Annotated in this window: 25 protein-coding genes; 15 read left to right on the top strand and 10 right to left on the bottom strand. The window is 65.9% G+C overall.

Features of this window, described 5'->3' with window-relative positions; genetic code table 11:
• Positions 1-4: 4 nt before the first annotated feature.
• The 3 genes from dapF to lptM are packed head-to-tail and all read right to left on the bottom strand — an operon-like array spanning position 5 to position 2,303.
• A complete protein-coding gene (gene dapF / locus AC25ND_RS06560; RefSeq protein ID WP_486976174.1) occupies positions 5-835 on the bottom strand; it encodes a diaminopimelate epimerase in 831 nt (276 codons plus the stop codon).
• 4 nt (positions 836-839) lie between these two features.
• Entirely contained in the window at positions 840-2,087 is a 1,248-nt protein-coding gene (gene lysA / locus AC25ND_RS06565; protein ID WP_062359926.1) for a diaminopimelate decarboxylase, read from the bottom strand.
• 9 nt (positions 2,088-2,096) lie between these two features.
• Positions 2,097-2,303 carry an LPS translocon maturation chaperone LptM gene (gene lptM / locus AC25ND_RS06570; RefSeq protein ID WP_050703271.1) on the bottom strand — a complete coding sequence of 69 codons (207 nt, stop codon included), beginning with the start codon at positions 2,301-2,303 and terminating at the stop codon, positions 2,097-2,099.
• Between the two features lie 207 nt (positions 2,304-2,510).
• On the opposite strand from lptM, the gene cyaY reads away from it, so the two are divergent.
• The 3 genes from cyaY (at position 2,511) to rnk (ending at position 3,630) form a co-directional block, all read left to right on the top strand.
• Positions 2,511-2,843, top strand: a complete 333-nt coding sequence (gene cyaY / locus AC25ND_RS06575) for an iron donor protein CyaY (RefSeq protein ID WP_028688616.1) — start codon at positions 2,511-2,513, stop codon at positions 2,841-2,843.
• Between the two features lies 1 nt (position 2,844).
• Entirely contained in the window at positions 2,845-3,063 is a 219-nt protein-coding gene (locus tag AC25ND_RS06580) for a DUF1289 domain-containing protein (protein WP_028688615.1), read from the top strand.
• Between the two features lie 156 nt (positions 3,064-3,219).
• Positions 3,220-3,630, top strand: coding sequence for a nucleoside diphosphate kinase regulator (rnk, locus tag AC25ND_RS06585; protein ID WP_028688614.1), 411 nt, complete (start codon positions 3,220-3,222; stop codon positions 3,628-3,630).
• Between the two features lie 45 nt (positions 3,631-3,675).
• Here the strand turns inward: rnk and AC25ND_RS06590 are convergent, their stop codons facing one another.
• The 3 genes from AC25ND_RS06590 to AC25ND_RS06600 all read right to left on the bottom strand — a co-directional run bounded on the left by AC25ND_RS06590 (position 3,676) and on the right by AC25ND_RS06600 (position 7,312).
• Positions 3,676-6,540, bottom strand: a complete 2,865-nt coding sequence (locus AC25ND_RS06590; protein ID WP_486976175.1) for a class I adenylate cyclase — start codon at positions 6,538-6,540, stop codon at positions 3,676-3,678.
• A gap of 166 nt (positions 6,541-6,706) precedes the next feature.
• Positions 6,707-6,958 (bottom strand): TIGR02647 family protein, encoded by a 252-nt coding sequence (locus tag AC25ND_RS06595; protein WP_028688612.1) that lies wholly within the window; start codon positions 6,956-6,958, stop codon positions 6,707-6,709.
• A 51-nt stretch (positions 6,959-7,009) separates the two neighbouring features.
• Positions 7,010-7,312, bottom strand: a complete 303-nt coding sequence (locus AC25ND_RS06600; protein WP_028688611.1) for a hypothetical protein — start codon at positions 7,310-7,312, stop codon at positions 7,010-7,012.
• Between the two features lie 146 nt (positions 7,313-7,458).
• On the opposite strand from AC25ND_RS06600, the gene AC25ND_RS06605 reads away from it, so the two are divergent.
• Entirely contained in the window at positions 7,459-8,118 is a 660-nt protein-coding gene (locus AC25ND_RS06605) for a glutathione S-transferase (RefSeq protein ID WP_236247719.1), read from the top strand.
• Between the two features lie 122 nt (positions 8,119-8,240).
• Here AC25ND_RS06605 and argH read toward each other — a convergent pair whose 3' ends face one another.
• Positions 8,241-9,635: an argininosuccinate lyase gene (gene argH / locus AC25ND_RS06610; RefSeq protein WP_028688609.1), complete on the bottom strand. Its 1,395-nt coding sequence runs from the start codon at positions 9,633-9,635 to the stop codon at positions 8,241-8,243.
• A gap of 297 nt (positions 9,636-9,932) precedes the next feature.
• On the opposite strand from argH, the gene AC25ND_RS06615 reads away from it, so the two are divergent.
• The 7 genes from AC25ND_RS06615 (at position 9,933) to AC25ND_RS06645 (ending at position 16,427) form a co-directional block, all read left to right on the top strand.
• Positions 9,933-10,682 (top strand): LytR/AlgR family response regulator transcription factor, encoded by a 750-nt coding sequence (locus AC25ND_RS06615; RefSeq protein ID WP_028688608.1) that lies wholly within the window; start codon positions 9,933-9,935, stop codon positions 10,680-10,682.
• A 167-nt stretch (positions 10,683-10,849) separates the two neighbouring features.
• A complete protein-coding gene (gene hemC, locus AC25ND_RS06620; protein ID WP_486976176.1) occupies positions 10,850-11,791 on the top strand; it encodes a hydroxymethylbilane synthase in 942 nt (313 codons plus the stop codon).
• Positions 11,788-12,555 (top strand): uroporphyrinogen-III synthase, encoded by a 768-nt coding sequence (locus tag AC25ND_RS06625; RefSeq protein WP_069015922.1) that lies wholly within the window; start codon positions 11,788-11,790, stop codon positions 12,553-12,555. Before hemC ends, AC25ND_RS06625 begins: the two co-directional genes overlap by 4 nt.
• Before the next feature lie 46 nt (positions 12,556-12,601).
• Positions 12,602-13,702, top strand: coding sequence for a uroporphyrinogen-III C-methyltransferase (locus AC25ND_RS06630; protein WP_028688605.1), 1,101 nt, complete (start codon positions 12,602-12,604; stop codon positions 13,700-13,702).
• Positions 13,699-14,937: a heme biosynthesis protein HemY gene (locus tag AC25ND_RS06635; protein WP_062359920.1), complete on the top strand. Its 1,239-nt coding sequence runs from the start codon at positions 13,699-13,701 to the stop codon at positions 14,935-14,937. Before AC25ND_RS06630 ends, AC25ND_RS06635 begins: the two co-directional genes overlap by 4 nt.
• A 291-nt stretch (positions 14,938-15,228) precedes the next feature.
• The gene (locus tag AC25ND_RS06640; RefSeq protein ID WP_028688603.1) at positions 15,229-15,726 is read left to right on the top strand and encodes a disulfide bond formation protein B; all 498 of its coding nucleotides are present in this window, start codon (positions 15,229-15,231) and stop codon (positions 15,724-15,726) included.
• A 230-nt stretch (positions 15,727-15,956) separates the two neighbouring features.
• Positions 15,957-16,427, top strand: a complete 471-nt coding sequence (locus tag AC25ND_RS06645) for an Rsd/AlgQ family anti-sigma factor (RefSeq protein ID WP_028688602.1) — start codon at positions 15,957-15,959, stop codon at positions 16,425-16,427.
• Between the two features lies 1 nt (position 16,428).
• Here AC25ND_RS06645 and AC25ND_RS06650 read toward each other — a convergent pair whose 3' ends face one another.
• Entirely contained in the window at positions 16,429-17,094 is a 666-nt protein-coding gene (locus AC25ND_RS06650; RefSeq protein ID WP_028688601.1) for an FKBP-type peptidyl-prolyl cis-trans isomerase, read from the bottom strand.
• A 224-nt stretch (positions 17,095-17,318) separates the two neighbouring features.
• On the opposite strand from AC25ND_RS06650, the gene AC25ND_RS06655 reads away from it, so the two are divergent.
• The gene (locus tag AC25ND_RS06655; RefSeq protein ID WP_486976177.1) at positions 17,319-18,401 is read left to right on the top strand and encodes an AlgP family protein; all 1,083 of its coding nucleotides are present in this window, start codon (positions 17,319-17,321) and stop codon (positions 18,399-18,401) included.
• Here the strand turns inward: AC25ND_RS06655 and AC25ND_RS06660 are convergent.
• Positions 18,377-18,856, bottom strand: coding sequence for a TIGR02444 family protein (locus tag AC25ND_RS06660; RefSeq protein ID WP_062359917.1), 480 nt, complete (start codon positions 18,854-18,856; stop codon positions 18,377-18,379). The genes AC25ND_RS06655 and AC25ND_RS06660 overlap by 25 nt on opposite strands.
• Before the next feature lie 50 nt (positions 18,857-18,906).
• On the opposite strand from AC25ND_RS06660, the gene AC25ND_RS06665 reads away from it, so the two are divergent.
• From AC25ND_RS06665 to AC25ND_RS06675, 3 genes are all read left to right on the top strand, one after another.
• On the top strand, positions 18,907-20,817 hold the full coding sequence (locus AC25ND_RS06665; protein ID WP_028688598.1) for an ATP-binding cassette domain-containing protein: 1,911 nt from the start codon (positions 18,907-18,909) through the stop codon (positions 20,815-20,817).
• Positions 20,817-21,404 (top strand): mechanosensitive ion channel domain-containing protein, encoded by a 588-nt coding sequence (locus AC25ND_RS06670; RefSeq protein WP_486976178.1) that lies wholly within the window; start codon positions 20,817-20,819, stop codon positions 21,402-21,404. The genes AC25ND_RS06665 and AC25ND_RS06670 overlap by 1 nt, the downstream gene beginning before the upstream one ends.
• 79 nt (positions 21,405-21,483) lie before the next feature.
• A complete protein-coding gene (locus AC25ND_RS06675) occupies positions 21,484-22,116 on the top strand; it encodes a LysE family transporter (RefSeq protein WP_028688596.1) in 633 nt (210 codons plus the stop codon).
• A 28-nt stretch (positions 22,117-22,144) separates the two neighbouring features.
• Here AC25ND_RS06675 and AC25ND_RS06680 read toward each other — a convergent pair whose 3' ends face one another.
• Positions 22,145-22,897, bottom strand: a complete 753-nt coding sequence (locus tag AC25ND_RS06680; protein ID WP_186594519.1) for a slipin family protein — start codon at positions 22,895-22,897, stop codon at positions 22,145-22,147.

Below are 22,897 nucleotides of genomic sequence, written 5' to 3' on the forward strand. Positions count from 1 at the left end.
TCGCTTAGAGACGAACTTGTCCTTCGAACACGCGGACGGCGGGGCCGGTCATCAGCACCGGCTTGCCGGGGCCGGCCCACTCGATGCTCAGGCGGCCGCCCGGCAGGTCGATGGTCACCGGCGAGTCCATCCAGCCCTGGCTGATCGCCACCACGGCCGCGGCGCAGGCGCCGGTACCGCAGGCCTGGGTCTCGCCGGCGCCACGCTCCCATACCCGCAGGTTGGCGCGGTGGCGGTCGACCACCTGGATGAAGCCTGCATTGACCCGCTGCGGGAAGCGCGGGTGATGCTCGATCTTCGGGCCCAGCTCATGGACCGGCGCACTGCGCACGTCGTCGACGCGCAGTACCGAATGCGGGTTGCCCATGGACACCGCGGCGATCTGGTGCACCTGGCCATCGACTTCCAGCGCATAGCTGATGGCCTGCTCGTCGGCGATGAACGGGATCTCGGCCGGGGCGAAGCGTGGCGGCCCCATGTCGACGCAGATCTGGCCGTCGTTGCGCACATCGAGCTCGATGATGCCGCCCTTGGTCTCGACGCGAATGCGCTTCTTGGCCGTCAGGCGCTTGTCCAATACGAAGCGAGCGAAGCAGCGCGCGCCGTTGCCGCACTGCTCGACTTCGGAGCCGTCGGCATTGAAGATCCGGTAGCGGAAATCCACATCCGGGTTACTCGGCGCCTCGACGATCAGCAGTTGGTCGAAGCCGATACCGGTGTTGCGGTCGCCCCATTGCTTGGCGTGCTTGGGTTGGATGTGCGCGTGCTGGCTGACCAGGTCGAGGACCATGAAGTCGTTGCCCAGCCCGTGCATCTTGGTGAAACGCAGCAGCATGGGCTCACTCCGGCAGCAGGCTTTCGCCGGCGAACAATTCGGCGACGGTCTCGCGGCGACGCACTTCGAAGGCCAGGTCGCCATCGACCAGCACTTCGGCGCAACGGCCACGGGTGTTGTAGTTGGAGCTCATGACGAAACCATAGGCGCCCGCCGAGCGGACGGCCAGCAGGTCGCCCTCGGCCAGGTCCAGCACGCGGTCCTTGCCCAGGAAGTCGCCGGTTTCGCAGATCGGGCCGACCAGGTCGTAGGCCCGGCCTTCACCTTCGCGGGGCTTGACCGCGCTGACGTCCATCCAGGCCTGGTACAAGGCGGGACGGATCAGGTCGTTCATGGCCGCATCGATGATGGCGAAATCCTTGTGCTCGGTGTGCTTGAGGTATTCCACGCGGGTCAGCAGCACGCCGCCGTTGGCGACGATGTAGCGGCCCGGCTCGAACACCAGGGCCAGGTCGCGCTCGCCGACGCGCTCGCGAATGGCGGCGATGTAGTCGGCCAGCAGCGGTGGTTGCTCGTCGCGGTAGCGCACGCCGACACCGCCGCCGAGGTCCAGGTGGCGCAGGTGGATGCCGCACTCGGCCAGGCGGTCGACCAGCACCAGCAGGCGGTCGAGGGCGTCGAGGAAGGGCTCGACGGTGGTCAGTTGCGAGCCGATGTGGCAGTCGACGCCGACCACATCCAGGTTCGGCAACTGCGCGGCACGCACGTAGATAGCCTCGGCGTCGGCGATGGCGATGCCGAACTTGTTCTCTTTGAGACCGGTGGAAATGTACGGATGGGTGCCGGCGTCGACGTCCGGGTTCACGCGTAGCGAAACCGGGGCCGTCTTGCCCATTTCGGCGGCAACGACCTGGAGGCGCTCGAGCTCGTCGGTGGACTCGACGTTGAAGCAGTGCACGCCCACTTCCAGAGCGCGGCGCATGTCGTCACGGGTCTTGCCGACCCCGGAGAACACCACGCGATCGGCGCGCCCGCCGGCGGCCAGGACGCGCTCCAGCTCACCGCCGGAGACGATGTCGAAGCCTGCGCCGAGGCGCGCCAGCAGGTTCAGCACGCCCAGGTTGGAGTTGGCCTTGACCGCGAAGCAGACCAGGTGCTCGACCCCTTGCAGGGCGTCGGTATAGCTGCGGTACTGGGCCTCGATATGGGCGCGCGAGTACACGTAGGTGGGCGTGCCGAAGCGTTCGGCGATCGCCGTCAGGGCCACCCCTTCCGCGAACAGCTCGCCGCCGCGGTAGTTGAATGCGTCCATGGGATTTCCTTACTGCGCGGGCGACTCTTCTGGCTGCTCTTGCGGCTGCACCAGCACCGGTTGCGGCTGGACAGGCTTGGCATGCTGGTGCGATTTGCGCGGGCCTTTGCCGTCCTTGCCGTCTTCAGGCAGGTACAGGGGGCCTTTCTGACCGCAGGCCGAAACGAGGCAGGCAACCGCGACCAGCGCCGCGAGGGAGGAAATCAGGCGTTTCATGGGTGAAATCCTTGGAAATATGCAGTATTGCGCCCGAGTATACCGAGCGCCCACCTGATTGCCTATGCAAGGGTCAGCCCCGCTCGGCGGGCATGGGCGACCGAAGGACATGCGGCTTTTTCTTACCGCGATTAGCTTGTAGCTTGAGGCGTTCGCCCTTATCGTGCCCGGCTTGCGTGTGTACAGCCATTTTTCGAGGTCCCTGCAATGAGTTTGAGCGAAGCGCGTTTCCACGACCTGGTCGATGCGACCCAACAGGCCCTGGAAGACCTGTTCGATGAAAGCGGCATGGACCTGGACATGGAGAACTCCGCCGGCGTTCTCACCGTCAAGTTCGACAACGGCAGCCAGCTGATCTTCAGCCGCCAGGAGCCGCTGCGCCAGCTGTGGCTGGCGGACAAGTCCGGCGGCTTCCACTTCGACTACGACGAAGAGAGCGGCAAATGGGTCTGTGAGAAGAGCGAAGAACTGCTGGGCGAGATGCTCGAGCGCATCGTCTGGGAACGCGCCGGCGAGAAGCTGGACTTCGACGAGATCTGAGATGAGCGACCTGCCCCGGCCACCCAAGCCGCTCTACAGCAACGTGAGCCCGGCGGTGCCATCACCTTGTATCAGCATATGTCGGCTGGATGAGCACAAGGTCTGCACCGGCTGTCACCGCCATGTCGAGCATATCCGCGAGTGGCGCTCGGCCGATGACGAGCGGCGCCGGCAGATCTGCCGCGAGGCGCTGGCCCTGAAATCGCGAGCACCGGCATAGGCACAACGAAGGAGTGGGCTTGAGTATTTGCCCCGCTGTGGTAGTGTCAGGGTCTGCGTCGATGACGCCACAGTATTTTGCAAACCCCGCCCTTGGGCGGGGTTTTGCTTTATCTGCCTGTTGAAAATTGCCTGTTCAAAGGAGTCTGACTGGATCATGAGCACCAAGCCTTCCCTCATCCTCACCCGCTTGGACGTGCAGCGTCTCGAGCGCCTGCTCGACGACCTCGATGAAAGCACCCCAGGTGTGCTCGCCCTGCAGGACGAGCTGGACCGTGCCGAGCAGGTGGTCGGGCATGAAGAGGTGCCGGCCGGCGTGGTGACCATGAATTCGCGGGTGCACTGCCGAGAGAGTGCCAGCGGCAAGGATTACCACCTGACCCTGGTGTACCCGAAGGATGCCGGCCCCGAGGGCAACGTATCGATTCTTGCGCCGATCGGCTGCGCCCTGCTCGGCCTGTCGGTGGGCGACCAGATCGACTGGCCGGCGCCGGGCGGCAAGACCCTCAAGCTGGAGCTGCTGGCGGTCGAGTACCAGCCGGAGGCGGCAGGGGATTTCGATCTCTGATACTGCGCATTCCCCTGTAGGAGCGGCCCGTCAACGCCGAGAGAGTCAGGGCTCCAGCCGCGCCTGCAACTGTTCCAGCCCATCGTTGAGCGCCTGCTCCAGCTCGCGCTTGTAGCGCAGGTACAGGCTGGTGGACCCCTGCTCGTCCTCCAGCAGCTCGGACAGGTCGAGGTCGGTGATGTAGCAGCGGTAACGGCCGCTGCTGCGGCGCTGGCCCAGGATCTGCCGGGCGACCACGGCATACAGCTGGTCGCCATGCTCCAGTTCGGAAAACTCCTGCTGGTCGCAGTAGAGCGTGACATGCACCCCGTCGCCGGTACCCGCCTGGAGGATCGCCTGGACCTCGTAGTAGGCCTGGTTCTGGCTGTCCATTGGCGTCTGTCGCGGCTCCAGGCTGCGTGCCTTGCCGAGGCCGGATGGCAGCAACTGGTAGTAGAGGATATCCAGCGACGCCAGCGGCAGGCTGTCCAGGGGCAGTTGGGCATCGCGGCGCATCAGCATCGATTGCAGGAAGCGTTGCAGCGGCAGCAGCAGGTGCTGCTCGTCCTGCAGCGGCAGCCGTTGCTGCCAGAGCGCGTTGTGCTCGTCGAGCACATACAGGTCGGCCCAGCCTTCGAACAGCCGGTAGAACACCTGGATACAGCCGGGGCGGCCCTGGGCCAGGACCAGCGGCAGGTCATGGTCCTGCAGGGCATGGGCGTCCAGGTGCAGCGGGCTGTAGCGGCTGCGCTCCTCGCCGAGGGCCGCCAGCACCGCGTCGTGGTCGGCGAGGCTGGCCAGGGTGATCTGCCCGGGCTGCAGGTCGAGGATGTGGGTGTGCTGGGCCACCTGCAGCAGGTAGCGGTGATTCAGGCCCTGGTCGAGCAGCAGCTGCACGGTGTCGAAGATGTCCTCGACCCGTTGGCTGATAGCCTGGGCGCGGTTGTGGCAGTAGCAGCGCACCCGCACCCGCGGGCGGTGGCTGCGCAGGCCCAGGCTGTTGAGGAAGTCGCGCAGGCAGCGCACCAGCGCATGCTCGCCATCGTAGCGCTGCACCAGGACCTCGTTCCAGCTGTTGAGGGTGATCTGGTCGAGGGTCAGCACCAGGTTCTCGCGCACCCCGGCGTAGCTCAGCGAGTCGGTGCGCTCGGTGGTCATCAGGATGTTCAGGTCGCGGTGATGGCGCAGCGGATCGACCCCGACATTCACCAGCAGCAGGATCTCGTCGGCCACGCTCGGTTGCAGCAGGCGCACCTCGCTGACCGTTTCCAGGGGCAGGGGGATGCTCTGTTGCAGGCTGCCGATCAGGTTGAACAGCTCGAACTCGCTCAGGTCGCTGGCGCCAGGGTGCAGGGCCAGGCGTGTGCCGCTGTCGATCACGCCGTTGCGATGGGCCCAGGTGAGCAGCTCGAGCAGTTCGCGGCAGCGCTTGATCGGGCTGAAGTGCTCCCACTCGTGCACGCCGAGGTTGCCGTTGTACAGGCCCCAGTGGTGGGTGCCCGGCTCCTTGCGGTTGGGCGAGTGCACCAGGGTCAGGGTGTCTTCGGCCAGGTCCGGGGCGATGCCCGGGTTGATCACCTCGATCTTGCCGGCCCGTCGCTCGAAGGCGGCGTACAGGCGCCGGCCGAGGACGTTGAGGTCGCGCTGGTCGGCGCGGCTGTTGGCGTTCTGCTGGCGGGCGAACTGGGTCAGGAAGCGGTAGCTGTGGTTCAGCTCGGCCACCAGCTCGCGGCGCTCGACCGCCACCTGGCGCACTTTCCACTGGCTGCGGCTGTCGAGCAACGCCAGCTGGCGCTCGTCCCAGCCCCATTCCTCGGTCAGGCGCCCGAGCAGCTGGCGCTGCCAGCCGCCGCTGCGGGTGCGGCCCAGGTCGCTTAGCTTCTTGTTCACTTTCAGGTACAGGCTGCGCCGCACCAGCTCCAGGCGCGCCGATTCGCCACGCTGAAGCAGGTAGCGTTCGATGCGCCGGTAGACCATGACGTAGGGGTCGAGCTCGTCCAGGTCCAGCTGGTTGGCGAACACGGCCTGCTTGTAATCCAGGCTCAGGCAGCGCACCTGCGGGTGTTCGCTGGCGTAAGCTTCGGTGAGCAGCAGCTTGAGCAGCGATTTGTAGGGCGAGTCGATGCCCTTGAACAGCTGCCACAGCCCAGCACCGACATACTCGCCAGGCGGTATGTGCGCCAGGTTGCCGAGGTCCAGGGCGTCGGTGATGCGGATGAAGCGCTTGGCCAGTAGGGTCTGGGTAAAGTCCCGGTAGTTATGCTCCTGGTACACCGGCACCAGCCACCACAGCGGCGTACGCCCGGCCAGCCAGATGGCGGTGCGGTAGAACTCGTCGAGCAGCAGGTAGTGCTGGGTGGTGCCGCAGTCGTCTGAGCTGAGCTGGCTGTCGCGCTCGCCCCGGACGAAGCCGCGTGGCTCGATCAGGAACAGGTGCGCCTCGGCGCCCTGGCTGGCGGCCCAGGCTTCGAGCAGCTGGCATTTGCGGCGCAGGTCGGCCAGGGCCTGCTCGTCCAGGTCGGGGGCGTGGCAGACCCAAAGGTCCATGTCACTCTGCTCGGCCTGAGCCAGGGTGCCCAGGCTGCCCATCAGGAACAGGCCGTGGATTGGTTGCTGCGGCTTGCCGTGGCGCGGTTTGTAGGTGAACGAGCGGGTCAGGCGCTGGGCCTCGGCCAGCAGGTCGCTGTCGGGCTCGAAGCCGGATACGCCGGCGGGGGTGGTGCCCGACACATAGCCCGGCAACAGCGGGTGATTGACGTGGAAGAACAGCGGCAACAGGGTGAGGACCAGTTGCTGGCGCGTGGACAGCCCTTCCATGGCCCGTGCCAGGCGGCCCTGGTTGATCTTCAGGAAGCGCGCGCTCAGCTTGGACAGCTCCTTGCGGTCGATGCCTTGGTCGAGATCGGGGCGGATTTCATGGGGGTGGTACATTGCGCACTCAGGCAGGCCGGGGGAGCACTGGCGAGTTTAGCCTGAGTGGGGCGCTCGGATAAGGGGTTGCTGGGTTTTTGACGTCAGATTTGCAGCGCCTGTGCAAGCCATCGACGGTAAGCCCGCTCCTGCAGGTCTGCCGAGCTGCAGGAGCGGGAGCAGGGGTTCAGGCCGGCTGGGCGGATTTTGATTTGAGGATGGTCAGCAAAAGCCGGACGCTCTCAGCAGCATCGTTACCAAGGCTGGTGAGGTAACCGCCATCGGGTTGGTCGGTGAGCCCTTTGTCATGCAAGCGCTTGGCAGCGGCGACCAGGGCGGGGGAGGCGTCGCTGCTAACCTTGATGCCTTCCTGGTGGTTATCCAGGTTGAACTGAGAAAGGACTTCCAGTTCGGCGATCAGTTCGGGGGTAAAAGGCATGGGCAACTCCTGACTTCGAGACAAGGATGGAAGTCAGGAGTGTAGTCAGGCTTATTCGATGTCGCCTTGATCCGCCTCAGGTGGCAGCTCCGGCAGGGCCCGCAGGGCGGTTTCATACCATTCGGTGTTGAACGGACGGTCTTCGTCGAGCATGGCGTCGATTTCGATGGCCAGCACATGGGCCATGAGATTGAGGATGTCCTCGCGCTCGTAGCCGACCAGGGTCAGCTTGTTGAAGGTGGCCTTGGCCGCCGCGGGTTCGCCGCTTTCGATCTGGTTCTCGATGGCCTGGGTGAGGGTAGCCTCGGTGAAGGCTTCTTCGTCGTTGCCGTCGATCTCGTCGTGCTCGCTCATGGCGGTACTCCTGTGGTGAAGCGCATAGTGTGCCATGTCTGGGTTGGCAATGCCCGGCCATCAACGCCGAGCATGCCACTGGTCAAGGGCCGGGCAGGGGGCTATAACAGCCGGGCCAACCCCATACGGCCTTGGAGGCTGTCTCAATGCTCAAGCTTCATGGATTCGCAGTCAGCAACTACTACAACATGGTCAAGCTGGCCTTGCTGGAGAAGGGCGTGCCCTTCGAGGAGGTACCGTTCTTCGGTGGTCAGTTGCCTCAAGCCCTGGCCGTCAGCCCTCGCGGCAAGGTGCCGGTGCTTGAGACCGAGCACGGTTTCATCAGCGAAACCGGGGTCATCCTCGACTACATCGAACAGACCCAGCCGGGCAAGGCGCTGCTGCCGGCCGATGCCTTCGGGCAGGCCAAGGTGCGCGAGCTGCTGCGGGAGATCGAGCTGTATATCGAGCTGCCGGCGCGTACCTGCTACGCCGAGGCGTTCTTCGGCACGGCGGTGGAACCGCTGATCAAGGAGCGGGCGCGGGCGGACCTGCTGGCGGGCTTCGCCACCCTCAAGCGCAACGGGCGGTTCCAGCCATACGTGGCCGGTGAGCAACTGACCATCGCCGACCTGATGTTCTGCTTCTCGGTAGACCTGGCCTGCGCGGTGGGCAAGAAGGTGCTCAATATCGACTTCCTGGCGGATTTCCCGCAAGCGAAGGCGCTGTTGCAGTTGCTGGGCGAGAACCCGCACATGGCGCGGATCGTGGCGGACAAGGATGCGGCGATGCCGGCGTTCCTGGAAATGATCAAGAGCAAGCGCTGACTGGCGTCGGGGCCTTTTGCTGGCAAGCCGGCTCCCACGGATACAGCGAAGCGCTGAGGGCTGTGTGATCGGAGTGGGAGCCGGCTTGCCGGCGAAAGGGCCGCAAAGCGGCCCCTGACTGCTTAGCGAGAAGCCAGCAAGGCCTTGCCGCGCGCGACGGCCGCGCGCACCTGGGCCGGCGCGGTGCCGCCGATGTGGTTGCGGGCGTTGACCGAACCTTCCAGGGTCAGTACGGCGAACACGTCCTGCTCGATCTGGTCGCTGAACTGGCGCAGTTCGTCCAGGCTCATCTCGGCCAGGTCCTTGCCGGTATCGACACCGTACTTCACCGCATGGCCGACGATCTCGTGGCAATCACGGAACGGCAGGCCGCGGCGCACCAGGTAGTCGGCCAGGTCCGTGGCGGTGGAGAAGCCGCGCAGGGCCGCTTCGCGCATGATCGCGTGCTTGGGCTTGATCGCCGGGATCATGTCGGCAAAGGCACGCAGTGAGTCGCGCAGGGTGTCGGCGGCGTCGAACAGCGGCTCTTTATCTTCCTGGTTGTCCTTGTTGTAGGCCAGCGGCTGGCCTTTCATCAGGGTCAGCAGGCCGGTCAGGGCGCCGAACACGCGGCCGCTCTTGCCGCGCACCAGCTCCGGCACGTCTGGGTTCTTCTTCTGCGGCATGATCGAGCTGCCGGTGCAGAAACGATCAGGCAGGTCGACGAACTGGAACTGGGCGCTAGTCCACAGCACCAGCTCTTCGGAGAAGCGCGACAGGTGCATCATCGCGATGCTCGCCGCCGAGCAGAATTCGATGGCGAAGTCGCGGTCCGAGACGCTGTCCAGCGAGTTGCCGCCCACGGCCTCGAAGCCCAGCAGCTTGCAGGTCAGTTCGCGGTCGATCGGGTAGGTGGTGCCGGCCAGGGCGGCGCTGCCCAGGGGCATGCGGTTGGCGCGCTTGCGGCAGTCCACCAGGCGCTCGTAGTCACGGCTGAGCATCTCGAACCAGGCCAGCAGGTGGTGGCCGAAGGTCACCGGCTGCGCGGTCTGCAGGTGGGTGAAGCCGGGCATGATGGTCTCGGCCTCGCGCTCGGCCTGCTCCAGCAGGCCCTGCTGCAGGCGGGTGATCTCGGCCAGGATCAGGTCGATCTCGTCGCGCAGCCACAGGCGGATGTCGGTGGCCACCTGGTCGTTGCGGCTGCGGCCGGTGTGCAGCTTCTTGCCGGTGATACCGATGCGGTCGGTCAGGCGCGCTTCGATGTTCATGTGCACGTCTTCGAGGTCGACGCGCCAGTCGAAGGAGCCGGCCTCGATTTCGCCCTGGATGGTCTTCAGGCCATCGATGATGGTGTCGCGCTCGGCATCGGTGAGGACGCCGACCTGCGCCAGCATGGTGGCGTGGGCGATCGAACCCATGATGTCGTGGCGGTACAGGCGCTTGTCGAAATCGACCGAGGCGGTGAAGCGGGCGACGAAGGCGTCGACGGGCTCACTGAAGCGGCCGCCCCAGGACTGATTGGTCTTGTCGGTGCTCATGGATTCACTCGTTGAAGGCGTGAACGGAAAAAGTGCGCCGATCATAGCAGGGTTGCGCCCGCCGCCGCAGGGCGCTGGTCGCGAGAATCGTCCCGTTACAAGGGGGTGCGGCATATTCAACGATTGAACGGCAGTGTTCCACGGAGCGTCTACAGTTGGACAAAGGACTGGCGGTGAATCTGCCAGACCAGTGAATCTTTGGCCTTCGCACCGGTCTGTAGCGTGACCGCGTTTCGGTCGCCCCACACTTGTCTACGCTATACCCGTGCGAGACTCACTCAGGAATCCAGCGCAATTATGAATGTCCTGATCGTTGATGATGAACCCCTGGCCCGCGAGCGCCTGAGCCGGCTGCTTGGCGAGCTGGAGGGGTACACCGTGATGGAGCCCAGCGCCACCAACGGCGAGGAGGCCCTGACCCTGATCGAAAGCCTCAAGCCCGATGTGGTGCTGCTGGATATCGGCATGCCGGGCCTCGATGGCCTGCAGGTCGCCGCCCGGCTGTGCGAACGCGAGTCGCCGCCGGCGGTGGTGTTCTGCACCGGCGACGATGAGTACGGCAGCGAAGCTTTCAGGGACAGCACCCTGAGCCATGTCGACAAGCCCATCCAGCCGCAGGCCCTGCGCGACGCCCTGCGCCGGGCAGAAAAACCCAACCGGGCCCAACTGGCCGCGCTGACCCGCCCCGCCAGCGATGCCGGTGGTGGCCCGCGCAGCCATATCAGTGCCCGTACCCGCAAAGGCATCGAGTTGATCCCCATTCCCCAGGTCATCTACTTCATCGCCGACCACAAGTACGTCACCCTGCGCCATGAGGCGGGCGAAGTGCTGCTTGACGAGCCGCTCAAGGCCCTGGAGGACGAGTTTGGCGAGCGTTTCGTGCGCATCCACCGCAACGCGCTGGTTGCCCGTGAGCGCATCGAGCGCCTGCAGCGCACGCCGCTGGGGCATTTCCAGCTCTATCTCAAGGGCCTGGACGGCGACGCCCTGACCGTCAGCCGCCGCCATGTGGCGGGGGTGCGCAAGATGATGCAGTCCTTGCACTGAATACCTGTTCGTGGCGTGGGAGCGGGCTTGCCCCGCGATGAGGTGTTGCCCGCCATCGCAATCGCGGGTCATGCCCGCTCCCGCGTGGCGCTTTGCTGATCTGAATCTGCGGGCACACCCAGAGGAGCTGTTATCATCGACCGCATTTCTCTGGATCGGTGCGCTTCATGTCCACTCGCGAAATCCGCATTGCCACCCGTAAAAGTGCCTTGGCCCTGTGGCAGGCCGAATACGTCAAAGCCCGCCTGGAGCAGGCGCATCCTGGTCTTCTGGTGACCCTGGTGCCGATGGTCAGCCGCGGCGACAAGCTGCTCGACGCGCCGCTGGCGAAGATCGGCGGCAAGGGCCTGTTCGTCAAGGAGCTGGAAACCGCTCTGCTTGACAACGAGGCCGACATCGCCGTGCACTCGATGAAGGATGTTCCCATGGACTTCCCCGAGGGCCTGGGCCTGTACTGCATCTGCGAGCGTGAAGACCCGCGCGACGCCTTCGTTTCCAACACCTTCGCAAGCCTCGAGGCCTTGCCGGCCGGCAGCATCGTCGGCACTTCCAGCCTGCGCCGCCAGGCCCAGTTGCTGGCGCGCCGGCCCGACCTCGAGATCCGTTTCCTGCGTGGCAACGTCAACACCCGCCTGGCCAAGCTCGATGTCGGTGAGTACGACGCCATCATCCTCGCCGCCGCCGGCCTGATCCGCCTCGGCTTCGAGGACCGCATCACTGCCTCCATCAGCGTCGATGACAGCCTGCCGGCGGGCGGCCAGGGTGCGGTGGGCATCGAATGCCGCAGCGCCGACGCCCAGATCCATGCCTTGCTGGCGCCGTTGCACCATGCCGACACCGCCGACCGGGTGGTGGCCGAGCGTGCCCTGAACAAGCGCCTCAATGGCGGTTGCCAGGTGCCGATTGCCTGCTACGCGGTGCTTGAAGGCGAACAGCTGTGGCTGCGCGGCCTGGTTGGCCAGCCCTCCGGCGGTACTTTGCTGGTGGCCGAGGCCCGGGCGCCGCGTGCCGATGCCGAGCGCCTGGGTGTGCAGGTCGCTGAAGACCTGCTCGGGCAGGGGGCCGAGGCGATCCTCAAGGAAGTCTACGGCGAGGCCGGCCACCCGTGAGCCCCTGGCGCCTGCTGCTGACCCGCCCTGAAGAGGACTGTGCGGCGCTGGCGCAGACCCTGGCCGACGCGGGCATCGCCAGCGCCAGCCTGCCGTTGCTGGTGATCGAGACAATCGCGCCGAACCCGGCGCAGTTGCAGCGCCTGCGGGCGATCGCCGAGGCCCACGCCATCATCGTGGTCAGCAAGCCGGCCGCCCGCCTGCTGCTGGAGCAACTCGCCCAAGCGGGAGTGACGCCGCCGTTCGCCGGCTGGTTCACGGTGGGCGAGGCAACCGCGCGGATCCTTCAGGAGCACCGGTTGCAGGTGGCCTTCCCGGCTGTCGGCGACAACAGCGAAGCCTTGCTCGCATTGCCCGCCCTGCGCGAGGCTATCGCCGTGTCGGCACCCCGCGTCCTTATCGTGCGCGGCGTCGGAGGTCGTGAACTGCTGGCCGAGCGTCTTGCCGAGCAAGGTGCTAGTGTCGATTATCTGGAATTGTATCGCCGCTGCCTGCCGCACTACCCTGCCACGACCCTCGCCCAGCGCATCGATGGGGAACGCCTCAATGGCTTGGTGGTCAGCAGTGGGCAGGGTCTGGAACACTTGCAGCGACTGGCGGGTGCGGATTGGCCGCGGTTTTCCCGCTTGCCGCTGTTCGTGCCCAGCCCCCGGGTGGCCGAGCAGGCCCGAGCGCTCGGGGCGAAAGACATTGTGGATTGCCGTGGCGCCAGCGCCGCGGCCTTGCTGGCAGCCGTGCAGCGAACCGCTGCGCCTGCCCCTTAAGGCGCTAAGCTAGAGAGCTATGCGCCACCATGCAAAGGATGGATACGTGAGCGAAACTGTCTTGTCCAACACTGAACAGCCCGCGGCGCCCGAGGCGCCGCAATCCGCCACCGCCAAGCCCGCCCGACGCTCCGGCAACGGCCTGGCGCTGCTGGCCCTGCTGCTGGGCGCCGCCGGCGTCGCGGTCGGCGGCTGGAGCGTCTGGCAGGTCCGTCAGCTGCAAGGCAGCGAGCAAGGCCAGGGCGAACACCTGCAAGCCCTCAATCAACGCGCCGACGCGCTGCAGCAGCGCGAGCAGCAGCTCAGCGCGCAGCTGGCCAGCTTGCCGGCAGCCAGTGAGCTGGAAGACCGCCGGCGCCTTGTGGCGCAATTGCAGGGCGACCAGCAGCGCCTGAGCCAGCGCCTGGAAACCGTGCTCGGCGAAAGCCGCAAGGAGTGGCGCCTGGCCGAGGCCGAGCACCTGTTGCGCCTGGCCACCCTGCGCCTGTCGGCGCTGCAGGACATCACCAGCGCCAAGGCGCTGGTCGAAGGTGCCGACGAGATCCTCCGCGAGCAGAGCGACCCGGGCGCCTTCGCCGCCCGCGAGCAACTGGCCCGCAGCCTGGCGACGCTGTCCAGCACCGAGCAGCCGGATCGCACTGGGCTGTTCCTCAAGCTCGCCGCGCAGCGTGAACTGGTGCAGCAGCTCAGCGCCCAGTCGCCGGAGTTCGACAGCAAAGCCGACGCCATGGGCGCGCTGACCGCCGATGGCGACGGCGCCAGCCGCTGGTCGCAGTGGTGGGCGGAGATCTCCAAGTACTTCCAGATCGAGTTCAATGCCGACGACAACGTCCGCCCGCTGCTGTCCGGGCAGTCGCTCAACCAGCTGCGCCTGGCCCTGAGCCTGACCATCGAGCAGGCGCAATGGGCGGCGCTCAACGGCGAGGCCAAGGTCTATGCCCAGGCCCTGGACGACGCGCGCAGCGTGTTGCTGGCCAACTTCAACCCGGACAACCCGCAAAGCAAGGCGATGCTCGACAGCTTCAACCAGCTGGCCGAACAGCCGGTGTCGGTGGTCACGCCTGACCTGAGCGAGAGCCTGGCCGCGGTGCAGGCCTACATCCAGCGTCGCCACCTACCGGCCGCCGCCGAGGGGGCCAAGCCATGAAGCGAGTGTACCTGCTGGCGGTGCTGGCGATCGTCGTTGCCGCGGCGCTGGGCATCGCGATTGCCAAGCATAGCGGCTACGTGCTGATCGCCTACGGCGGCTTCCGCTATCAGTCCGGGCTGTGGGCGGCGCTCGGCGCGCTGGTTGGCATCATCGTGCTGCTGTTGCTGCTGCGTTACCTGGTCGGCCTGGTGCTGACCTCGTCCGGGGTGGTCAACCCGTGGTCGCGGCGCAACCGCAGCCGCCGTACCCGCATCGCCGTCGAACAAGGCCAGCTGGACCTGGCCGAGGGGCGCTGGGCGAGTGCCCAGCGCCACTTGCAGCGTGCCGCCGAGTCCGACCGCCAGCCACTGCTCTACTACCTCGGTGCCGCTCGCGCCGCCAACGAACTGGGACGGGTGGAGGAGCGTGACAACCTGCTCGAACGCGCCCTGGAGCGCCAGCCCCAGGCGGAGCTCGCCGTTGCCCTGACCCATGCCCAGTTGCAGATGGACCGGGGCGAGAGCGAGGGTGCGCTGGAGGCCCTGCAGGCGATGCAGGAGCGTCACCCGCACAATGCCCAGGTGTTGCGCCTGCTGCAGCGCCTGCACTTGGAGCGCGGTGACTGGCCGGCGTTGATCCGCCTGCTGCCGGACTTGCGCAAGCACAAGGTGCTGCCCGCGGCGGAGCTTGCCGACCTGGAGCAGCGCGCCTGGGGCCAGAACCTGGGCCTGGCGGCGACCCGTGGCGAGGATCCGCAGACGGCGCGCCAGGCGCTCGAGCGCGCCTGGCAACAGCTGACCAATGCTCAGCGTCAAGAGCCGCAACTGGTGTCTGCCTATGCCGAACAGCTGCGTCAGGTCGGTGCCCAGGGCGAGGCCGAGCAGGTGCTTCGCGGCGCGCTCAAGCGCGGCTACGAAAGCCACCTGGCACGCCTGTACGGGCTGGTGCGCGGCGACGATCCGGCGCGCCAGTTGCAGACGGCCGAAGCCTGGTTGAAGGAACACCCGCAGGATCCGAGCCTGCTGCTTACCCTCGGGCGGCTGAGCCTGCAGAACCGCTTGTGGGGCAAGGCGCGAGACTATCTGGAGAGCAGTCTGCGCATGGAGCGCAATCCGGAAACCTGCGCCGAGCTGGCACGCTTGCTGGCAGGGCTTGGCGAGACCGAGCGCAGCAATCAGCTGTTCCAGGAAGGGCTGGGGCTGCTGGATGAGCGCCTGCTGGCGTTGCCGCTGCCGGAGGGTGTTCGGGCCTGAGGGCTCACTGGCCACGTGACGTACTGTTGCGCATCGCGGGCATGCCTGCCGGTGCAGGTGCGATGTTTTGCCAGCGGCGTGTTGCATTTTCTGATGAGCGATGACTCAAGACGCGCCCTCTGCGGGGAGGGCGTTGAATCTTCCTTCCTTCGCGTCGGAATATTCCCACGCTCCACAAAAATGATTCTCTAGCCATTCAGCGACTTGTCTGCACTGTAGCGCCTTGATACAAAGCGCTCCTTTCCTCTACCGTTTCAAACCACTTCCTTCATTTTCGGATCACATCTACCCATGTCGCTGGCCTGCTTGCGCAGCTCGTTCCTTCCCGCCTTCCTGGCCGCCGTAGTGGTGCTGGTTGCGTCGTTCCGTCTCGAGAACGTGGTTGGCCTGGATCCCTGCGCGTTGTGTTTCAGCCAGCGCCTGATGCTGGGCTGTTTTGCGCTGACCTGCCTGGTCGCCACGCTACACACCGGCGCCCGCCGCTGGCATGCCCGGCTGGCGCTGCTGTTCGCGTCGGCTGGCGCCTTGCTGGCGGGGCGGCATGTCTGGCTGCAGGCCGAGCCGCTGCCGGTCAGCGGTTGCCACCTGCCCCTGGCGCACCTGGTCGAACGCCCGTGGAGCGAGATTCTGCAGGCGTTCCTGCTGGGCAGCCCGGACTGCGTGTCGGTCAACTGGAGCTTCCTCGATCTGACCCTGCCGGAATGGAGCCTGCTGGCCTTCCTGTTGCTGGCGGCGGTGCCGTTGTCGTGGCTGGTGCTGTATCGATTGCGCCAGGACGCGGCGGGTTGATCCACGGCAATGCACCGGGCATTGCGCGACCAGCGGTGGCCGGCAACGGGATTAAACGCTTGTATGAACTTTGTCTGCTGCGTACCTTGAAGGGCAGGTCGCGCGGGAATAATCTCGCAGCACGCTTACCGAAAATACAACTGCTCGATGCCGTTTGCTGACGTCACCTTTGTGCCACGGTGTTGTGTCGCGAGGTGCAGCGGCATCTACCCAGAAGGGAAGAGATCGCCATGCTCGATAGTTGCCAGAACGCCCAGGAACGCTGGGGCGGTGTTCACAAGCTGATCGATCGTTGGCTGGAGGAGCGCCAGGAACTGGTGCAGGCCTTCCGCGCGTTGCGCGATGCCAAGCCGGCCTTTGCCGACAAGCACCACAACGGCGGATTCTGCGAGGTCCTCGTCGACTACGTCTCGGCGTGGCACTTCGAGGTGTGCGAACAGCTCATCAGCGAGGCCAAGGCTTTTGGCGACGAGCGTGCGCTGGAGCTGGCCGAGGAAATCAACCCGCGGATCAACGACATCACCCAGATCGCCCTGGCCTTCAACGACCACTGCGCCAAGGGCGAATGCACCGACACCGAACGCTTCGCGGAAAAGCTGGGCAAGCTCGGAAGCCTGTTGCACGAGCGTTTCGAGCTGGAAGACTGCCTGATCGAAGTGCTGCACAACGCCCACAAGCAAGAGGACGCGGTGCAGGCCTGATTCAGTCGGCCACGTCCAGCAGTTCGATCTCGAACACCAGTGGGGTATAGGGTGCGATCAGGTCACCCGCACCGTCGGCGCCGTAGGCTTGCGCCGACGGGATCACCAGGCGCCATTTCGCCCCCGCCTTCATGCGTGGCAGCGCCACCTGCCAGCCCTCGATCACCGAGTCCAGCTTGAACCATTGCGGTTGCAGGTTCTGGTCGAACACCGTGCCATCCGGCAATTTCCCTACATAGCGCACCTGCACGCGACCGCTGGCCTTGGGTTGTGCGCCGCTGCCGCTGGCCAGCTCGCTGTAGAGGATGCCCTCAGGCAGTTCGCGTACCCCGGCCTTGGCCCGTTCGCCGGCGATGAAGCGTTTTTCCGCTTCCACCAGCTTGTCCACCTGGGCCTGTTCGGCGGCGGCGTTGGCTTGCGTCTCGTGCTGTTCGAGGATGGCCTGCATGCGTGACTTGGCAATGCGGGGCGGCTGGCCCTGATAGGCCTGGCGCAGGCCTTCGACCAGTGCGTCGAGCTGCAGGCCGGGGACTTCCTGGCGCAGGCGCTCGCCCAGGCTGGCACCGAGGCTGTAGGCCAGGTCGCTGTCGTTGGCGGGGGCGGTTTCGGCGTTGGCCAGGGCGAGTGGCATCACCAGGCACAGGCCCAGAGTCAGATAACGAGGCATGAACGGTTCCTGCGGCAAAGAGCGCAAAGTATGCCAGCGTTGTTGGGCGAAGATGTGTAAATATCGGCAGTGCACTAATGGGCAACTACACTTGTTTCCAGCTGCAAGACAACAACTTTGCCCAGGCATGCAACGCGGCGCTACTGAGACTGTCAACATGCCCTAGCGGCGGTAGCAGCAGAAGCATAGTATGAGCCGCACTCTCGTCAGCCAGGAGGTAAACCATGTCGGCCAAGAAGAAAGCAGTCAGTACGCCGTTGCACCTGCTCCAGCAACTTTCCGGTAGCTTGCTCGAACATTTGGAAGATGCCTGCTCCCAAGCGCTGGCGGATGCCGAGAAACTGTTGGCCAAGTTGGAAAAACAACGTGGCAAGGCCCAAGAGAAACTGCACAACGCTCGTTTGAAGTTGCAGGACGCCGCCAAGGCCGGTAAAGCCAAGGCTCAGGGCAAGGCGCAAAAAGTCGCCGGAGAACTTGAGGACTTGCTCGATTCGCTCAAGGATCGCCAAGCGCAAACCCGTACTTATATCCAGCAACTCAAGCGCGATGCCCAGGAAAGCCTGAAGCTGGCCCAGGGTGTCGGCAAGGTGCGTGAGGCGGCCGCCAAGGCCTTGGACTCGCGTACTGCGGCACCGAAAGCCGCCGCGAAAGCTGCAGCCAAACCAGCGGCCAAGCCTGCTGCCGCCAAGGCACCGGCGAGGACTGCAGCCGCAAAACCTGCCGCCAAGCCAGCGGCCAAGCCGGCTGCCGCCAAGGCACCGGCGAGGACTGCAGCCGCAAAACCTGCCGCCAAGCCAGCGGCCAAACCGGCTGCTGCCAAGGCCCCGGCGAAGACTGCAGCCGCAAAACCTGCCGCCAAGTCAGTGGCCAAACCGGCTGCCGCCAAGGCCCCGGCGAAGACTGCAGCCGCGAAACCTGCCGCCAAGCCAGCGGCCAAGCCAGCTGCCGCCAAGGCCCCGGCGAAGACCGCTGCCGCGAAACCTGCTGCCAAGCCAGCGGCTAAACCAGCTGCTGCCAAGGCACCGGCAAAGACCGCTGCAGCGAAACCAGCAGTCAAATCAGCGGCCAAGCCTGCTGCCGCCAAGGCCCCGGCCAAGCCAGCAGCGGCCAAGCCCGCCGCCAAACCTGCAGCCAAGACAGCAGCCAAACCGGCCGCTGCCAAGGCTCCGGCCAAGCCTGTAGCCAGCAAGCCAGCCGAAAACCAGCCAGCCACGCCGACCGCCAGCACCACCCCGGCGCCTGCGAACAGCGCGGCCACGCCTGCGGCAACCGCCACACCGGCTCAGTCGTCGACTTCGGCGTCCTGAAGCTCACGGGCCGCGGCGCGCAGTTGATGCAGCGCGTCGTGGTCCCGGGCCTGGTCCGGCGCCAGCCGGGTCAGCCAGTCCTGCGCGGCGCCCGCTTGCGCAGGCCACTCGTGCGCCAACGCCTCCAGGCGCTCCAACAAGGTGCGTTCAGCCTGCAACTCCAGCGCCTTCACCTGCTCACGCATCACGCTCAGTCGCGGGTCGGCCAGCGCCTGCTCGCGCCATTGCCGGCGTAGCATGCGTAGCGGCGTCACCACGTCGCGTTGCCAGGGGCCGGCAAGGGCCTTCAAGGCGGTAATCCTTTGTTCATCGGCGGCCACGCCGCGGGTCTGCAGCCAGGTGCCGCAGAGCAGCAGGCAGACATCGCCGCCCAGTTCCTGGAGGGCCAGGCTGGCGGCTTCGACGCCTGGCCGGGCATACAAGGCCAGGGCGTGATTCCACAGGTCGGTGTGCATGGTTTCACTCGCGCCAGTGATCGACGAAGCTGGTAGACTCCGCGACCATCATGATCAGACTATCGAACCTCACTTTACAGCGTGGTCCCCAGCGCCTGCTAGAAGGCGCCGAGATGACCCTGCACACCGGTCACAAGGCCGGCCTGATCGGCGCCAACGGCGCCGGTAAATCCAGCCTGTTCGCCCTGCTGCGCGGTGAGCTTTCGCCCGATGCCGGCGATTGCCTGCTGCCCGGCGACTGGCGCATCGCCCACATGCGCCAGGAGGTCGACACCCTTGACCGCATCGCCGTGGACTATGTGCTCGACGGCGACGCCCGCCTGCGCAAGGTGCAGGCGGAGCTGGCCGCCGCCGAGCAGGCACACGACGGCACCGCCCTGGCGCGCCTGCACAGTGAGCTGGACAGCGCCGACGGCTACACCGCCGATGCCCGCGCGCGCAAGCTGCTGGCCGGCCTGGGCTTTACCAACGAGCAGATGGACCGCCGCGTCGGCGACTTCTCCGGTGGCTGGCGAATGCGCCTGAACCTGGCCCAGGCACTGATGTGCCCGTCCGACCTGCTGCTGCTCGACGAGCCCACCAACCACCTGGACCTCGATGCCATCCTCTGGCTGGAAGAGTGGCTCAAGGGCTACCCGGGCACGCTGCTGCTGATCTCCCACGACCGTGATTTCCTCGATGCAGTGGTCGACCATGTGCTGCATGTCGAGCAGCGCAAGCTCAATCTCTACAAGGGCGGCTACAGCGCCTTCGAGCGCACCCGCGCCGAACGCCTGGCGCAGCAGCAGCAGGCCTACGAGAAGCAGCAGGCGCAGCGCGCGCACATGGAAAAGTACATCGCCCGCTTCAAGGCCCAGGCCACCAAGGCCCGCCAGGCACAGAGCCGGATCAAGGCCCTGGAGCGCATGGAGGAGCTGTCGGCGGCCCATGTCGATTCGCCGTTCGACTTTGTCTTCCGCGAGTCGGAGAAGATTTCCAGCCCGTTGCTCGACCTGTCCGAAGGCCGCCTGGGCTATGGCGACAAGGCCATCCTCGAGAAGGTCAAGCTGCAACTGGCGCCGGGTGCGCGGATCGGCCTGCTCGGCCCCAACGGCGCGGGCAAGTCGACCCTGATCAAGAACCTCGCCGGCGAGCTGCAGCCGCTGTCCGGGCGCCTGGTGCGCGGCGAGAACCTCGCCGTCGGCTATTTCGCCCAGCACCAGCTCGACTCGCTGGACGACAAGGCCAGTCCGCTGCTGCACCTGCAGCGCATCGCCCCGGGCGAGCGCGAGCAGACCCTGCGCGACTTTCTCGGCGGCTTCGATTTCCACGGCAACCGTGTCGACGAGCCGGTGGTGAATTTCTCCGGTGGCGAGAAGGCCCGCCTGGCCCTGGCGTTGATCGCCTGGGAGCGGCCGAACCTGCTGCTGCTCGACGAACCGACCAACCACCTCGACCTTGAGATGCGCCTGGCGTTGACCATGGCCCTGCAGGAGTTCGCCGGTGCCGTGGTGGTGGTGTCCCACGACCGTCACCTGCTCAAGAGCACCACCAACGACTTCCTGCTGGTGGCCGACGGCAAGGTCGACACCTTCGACGGCGACCTGGACGACTACAGCCGCTGGCTGGTCGAGTACCGCCAACGCAACGCGCCGGTGAGCAGCGCGCCCGCGAACCCGGACAAGACCGACAAGAAGGCCCAGCGCCAGGCCGCTGCGGCCCTGCGTCAGCAGTTGGCACCGCACAAGAAGGCGGCCGACAAGCTGGAGGCCGAACTCAACCAGGTGCACCAGCAACTGGCCGAGATCGAGACGACGTTGGGCGACAGCGGTCTGTACGAGGCCACGCGCAAGGATGAGCTGCGCGACTTGCTGGCCCGTCAGACCAAGCTCAAGCAACGCGAAGGCGAGCTTGAGGAAGCCTGGATGGAAGCCCTGGAAACGCTGGAAAGCATGCAGGCCGAGCTCGAGGCGCTGTCCTGATGGAGGCGCTGCGTTCGCTGCTGCCGGGGCAGTGGATGGACTCGTTCTGGCTGGGGCTGCAGATCCTGCTGATCCTGATCGCCGCCTTCGTCCTGCAGCGCATGGTCGCGCGCAGCCTGCGCAGCCTGGGCGAGCGCTACCCGTTGCCGCACGAGCTGATGGTGCCGGTGCGCGGCGCCCTGCGCTGGCTGATCATGGGCAGCGCGCTGCTGTTCGTGCTCGAGCGCATGGGGGTGTCCGCCACGGTGCTGTGGACGGCGCTGTCGGGCTTCGTCGCGGTGGCGGCGGTGGCGTTCTTCGCCATCTGGAGCGTGCTGTCCAACCTGCTGTGCGCGGTGCTGATCTTCACCGTCGGACCGTTTCGCATTGGCGATGTGGTCGAGCTGGTCGATACCCTCGACAAGCCGGGGGTGAAAGGCCGGGTGATCGCCATCAACCTGCTGTACACCACGCTGATGGAAACGCCGGAAGCCGGTGGAGCGCTGGTGCAGGTGCCGAACAGCCAGTTCTTCCAGAAGGCCGTGCGGCGTTGGCGTGGCACTGAAGCCGCCGTGGCGGCCAAGCCTGAGGCGATGGAAACCGACTGAAGCCGCAGAATTGTCTGGTTATTTTTTCGCCAACACCTTAGCTTAGCGGTTTGCAAAAGCTGTTAGAGCGAGGTGTGCGATGTCGATGGAAACGTGGTTGGCCTTCTTTGCCGCGTGCTGGGTGATCAGCCTGTCGCCGGGCGCCGGGGCAATCGCCTCGATGTCCAGTGGGCTGCAGTACGGCTTCTGGCGTGGTTACTGGAACGCCCTGGGCCTGCAATTGGGCCTGATCGTGCAGATCGCCATCATCGCCGCCGGTGTTGGCGCCATCCTCGCCGCGTCGGCCACCGCCTTCCAGGTCATCAAGTGGTTCGGCGTCGCCTACCTCGTCTACCTCGCCTACAAGCAATGGCAAGCCCTGCCGATGGACATGAGCGACGAGTCCGGCGTACGACCGATCGGCAAGCCGCTGAGCCTGGTGTTCCGCGGCTTCCTGGTCAACGTCAGCAACCCCAAGGCGCTGGTGTTCATGCTGGCGGTGCTGCCGCAGTTCATCAACCCGCACGAGGCGCTGTTGCCGCAGTATGTGGCGATCACCGTGACCATGATCAGTGTCGACATGCTGGTGATGGCTGGATATACCGGGCTGGCTTCGCGGGTGCTGCGCCTGCTGCGCACGCCGAAGCAGCAGAAGCGCCTGAACCGTACCTTTGCCGGGCTGTTCATCGGTGCGGCGACGTTCCTCGCTACCTTGCGTCGCGCGCCGCTTTGACGCGTGATGGGGCCTCCCAGAGGCCCCATCAGCGCTGCTTGTCCACCAGCCCCTTGAGCAGATCCACCGGCAGCGGAAACACGATGGTCGAGCTCTTGTCCCCGGCGATCGACCCCAGCGTCTGCATGTAGCGCAGCTGCATCGCCCCCGGCTCCTTGCCCAGCATCTGCGCGGCCTGCATCAGCTTCTCCGAGGCCTGCAGCTCGCCTTCGGCATGGATCACCTTGGCCCGTCGTTCGCGCTCGGCCTCGGCCTGGCGGGCGATGGCGCGGACCATCGACTCGTTGAGGTCGACATGCTTGATCTCGACGTTGGCCACCTTGATGCCCCAGGCGTCGGTCTGCGCGTCCAGCACCTCGCGGATATCCGAATTCAACTGCTCGCGCTCGGCCAGCAGTTCGTCCAGCTCGTGCTTGCCGAGCACGGCGCGCAGGGTGGTCTGGGCCAGCTGGCTGGTGGCGGTGAGGAAGTTCTCGACCTGGATGATCGCCTTCTGCGGGTCGAGCACGCGAAAGTACAGCACGGCATTGACCTTGACCGAGACGTTGTCGCGGGTGATCACGTCCTGGGAGGGCACGTCGAGCACCACGGTGCGCAGGTCGACCCGGACCATCTGCTGGATGCCGGGAATCAGGATGATCAGCCCCGGGCCCTTGACCTGCCAGAAGCGCCCGAGCTGGAACACCACGCCGCGCTCGTACTCGCGCAGGATGCGCAGGGCCAAGAGCAGCAGTATGCCCAGCAGCACCAGCACGGCGCTGAATCCGAATTGCATGAACAT

It is taken from the genome of Pseudomonas sp. P110(2024) (assembly GCF_057480795.1).

Bases quoted from the DNA above. Each gene is read 5' to 3' on its own strand.
- dapF (WP_486976174.1), bottom strand. From the start codon at position 835: ATGCTGCTGCGTTTCACCAAGATGCACGGGCTGGGCAACGACTTCATG.
- lysA (WP_062359926.1), bottom strand. From the start codon at position 2,087: ATGGACGCATTCAACTACCGCGGCGGCGAGCTGTTCGCGGAAGGGGTG.
- lptM (WP_050703271.1), bottom strand. From the start codon at position 2,303: ATGAAACGCCTGATTTCCTCCCTCGCGGCGCTGGTCGCGGTTGCCTGC.
- cyaY (WP_028688616.1), top strand. From the start codon at position 2,511: ATGAGTTTGAGCGAAGCGCGTTTCCACGACCTGGTCGATGCGACCCAA.
- AC25ND_RS06580 (WP_028688615.1), top strand. From the start codon at position 2,845: ATGAGCGACCTGCCCCGGCCACCCAAGCCGCTCTACAGCAACGTGAGC.
- rnk (WP_028688614.1), top strand. From the start codon at position 3,220: ATGAGCACCAAGCCTTCCCTCATCCTCACCCGCTTGGACGTGCAGCGT.
- AC25ND_RS06590 (WP_486976175.1), bottom strand. From the start codon at position 6,540: ATGTACCACCCCCATGAAATCCGCCCCGATCTCGACCAAGGCATCGAC.
- AC25ND_RS06595 (WP_028688612.1), bottom strand. From the start codon at position 6,958: ATGCCTTTTACCCCCGAACTGATCGCCGAACTGGAAGTCCTTTCTCAG.
- AC25ND_RS06600 (WP_028688611.1), bottom strand. From the start codon at position 7,312: ATGAGCGAGCACGACGAGATCGACGGCAACGACGAAGAAGCCTTCACC.
- AC25ND_RS06605 (WP_236247719.1), top strand. From the start codon at position 7,459: ATGCTCAAGCTTCATGGATTCGCAGTCAGCAACTACTACAACATGGTC.
- argH (WP_028688609.1), bottom strand. From the start codon at position 9,635: ATGAGCACCGACAAGACCAATCAGTCCTGGGGCGGCCGCTTCAGTGAG.
- AC25ND_RS06615 (WP_028688608.1), top strand. From the start codon at position 9,933: ATGAATGTCCTGATCGTTGATGATGAACCCCTGGCCCGCGAGCGCCTG.
- hemC (WP_486976176.1), top strand. From the start codon at position 10,850: ATGTCCACTCGCGAAATCCGCATTGCCACCCGTAAAAGTGCCTTGGCC.
- AC25ND_RS06635 (WP_062359920.1), top strand. From the start codon at position 13,699: ATGAAGCGAGTGTACCTGCTGGCGGTGCTGGCGATCGTCGTTGCCGCG.
- AC25ND_RS06640 (WP_028688603.1), top strand. From the start codon at position 15,229: ATGTCGCTGGCCTGCTTGCGCAGCTCGTTCCTTCCCGCCTTCCTGGCC.
- AC25ND_RS06645 (WP_028688602.1), top strand. From the start codon at position 15,957: ATGCTCGATAGTTGCCAGAACGCCCAGGAACGCTGGGGCGGTGTTCAC.
- AC25ND_RS06650 (WP_028688601.1), bottom strand. From the start codon at position 17,094: ATGCCTCGTTATCTGACTCTGGGCCTGTGCCTGGTGATGCCACTCGCC.
- AC25ND_RS06655 (WP_486976177.1), top strand. From the start codon at position 17,319: ATGTCGGCCAAGAAGAAAGCAGTCAGTACGCCGTTGCACCTGCTCCAG.
- AC25ND_RS06660 (WP_062359917.1), bottom strand. From the start codon at position 18,856: ATGCACACCGACCTGTGGAATCACGCCCTGGCCTTGTATGCCCGGCCA.
- AC25ND_RS06665 (WP_028688598.1), top strand. From the start codon at position 18,907: ATGATCAGACTATCGAACCTCACTTTACAGCGTGGTCCCCAGCGCCTG.
- AC25ND_RS06670 (WP_486976178.1), top strand. From the start codon at position 20,817: ATGGAGGCGCTGCGTTCGCTGCTGCCGGGGCAGTGGATGGACTCGTTC.
- AC25ND_RS06675 (WP_028688596.1), top strand. From the start codon at position 21,484: ATGTCGATGGAAACGTGGTTGGCCTTCTTTGCCGCGTGCTGGGTGATC.
- AC25ND_RS06680 (WP_186594519.1), bottom strand. From the start codon at position 22,897: ATGTTCATGCAATTCGGATTCAGCGCCGTGCTGGTGCTGCTGGGCATA.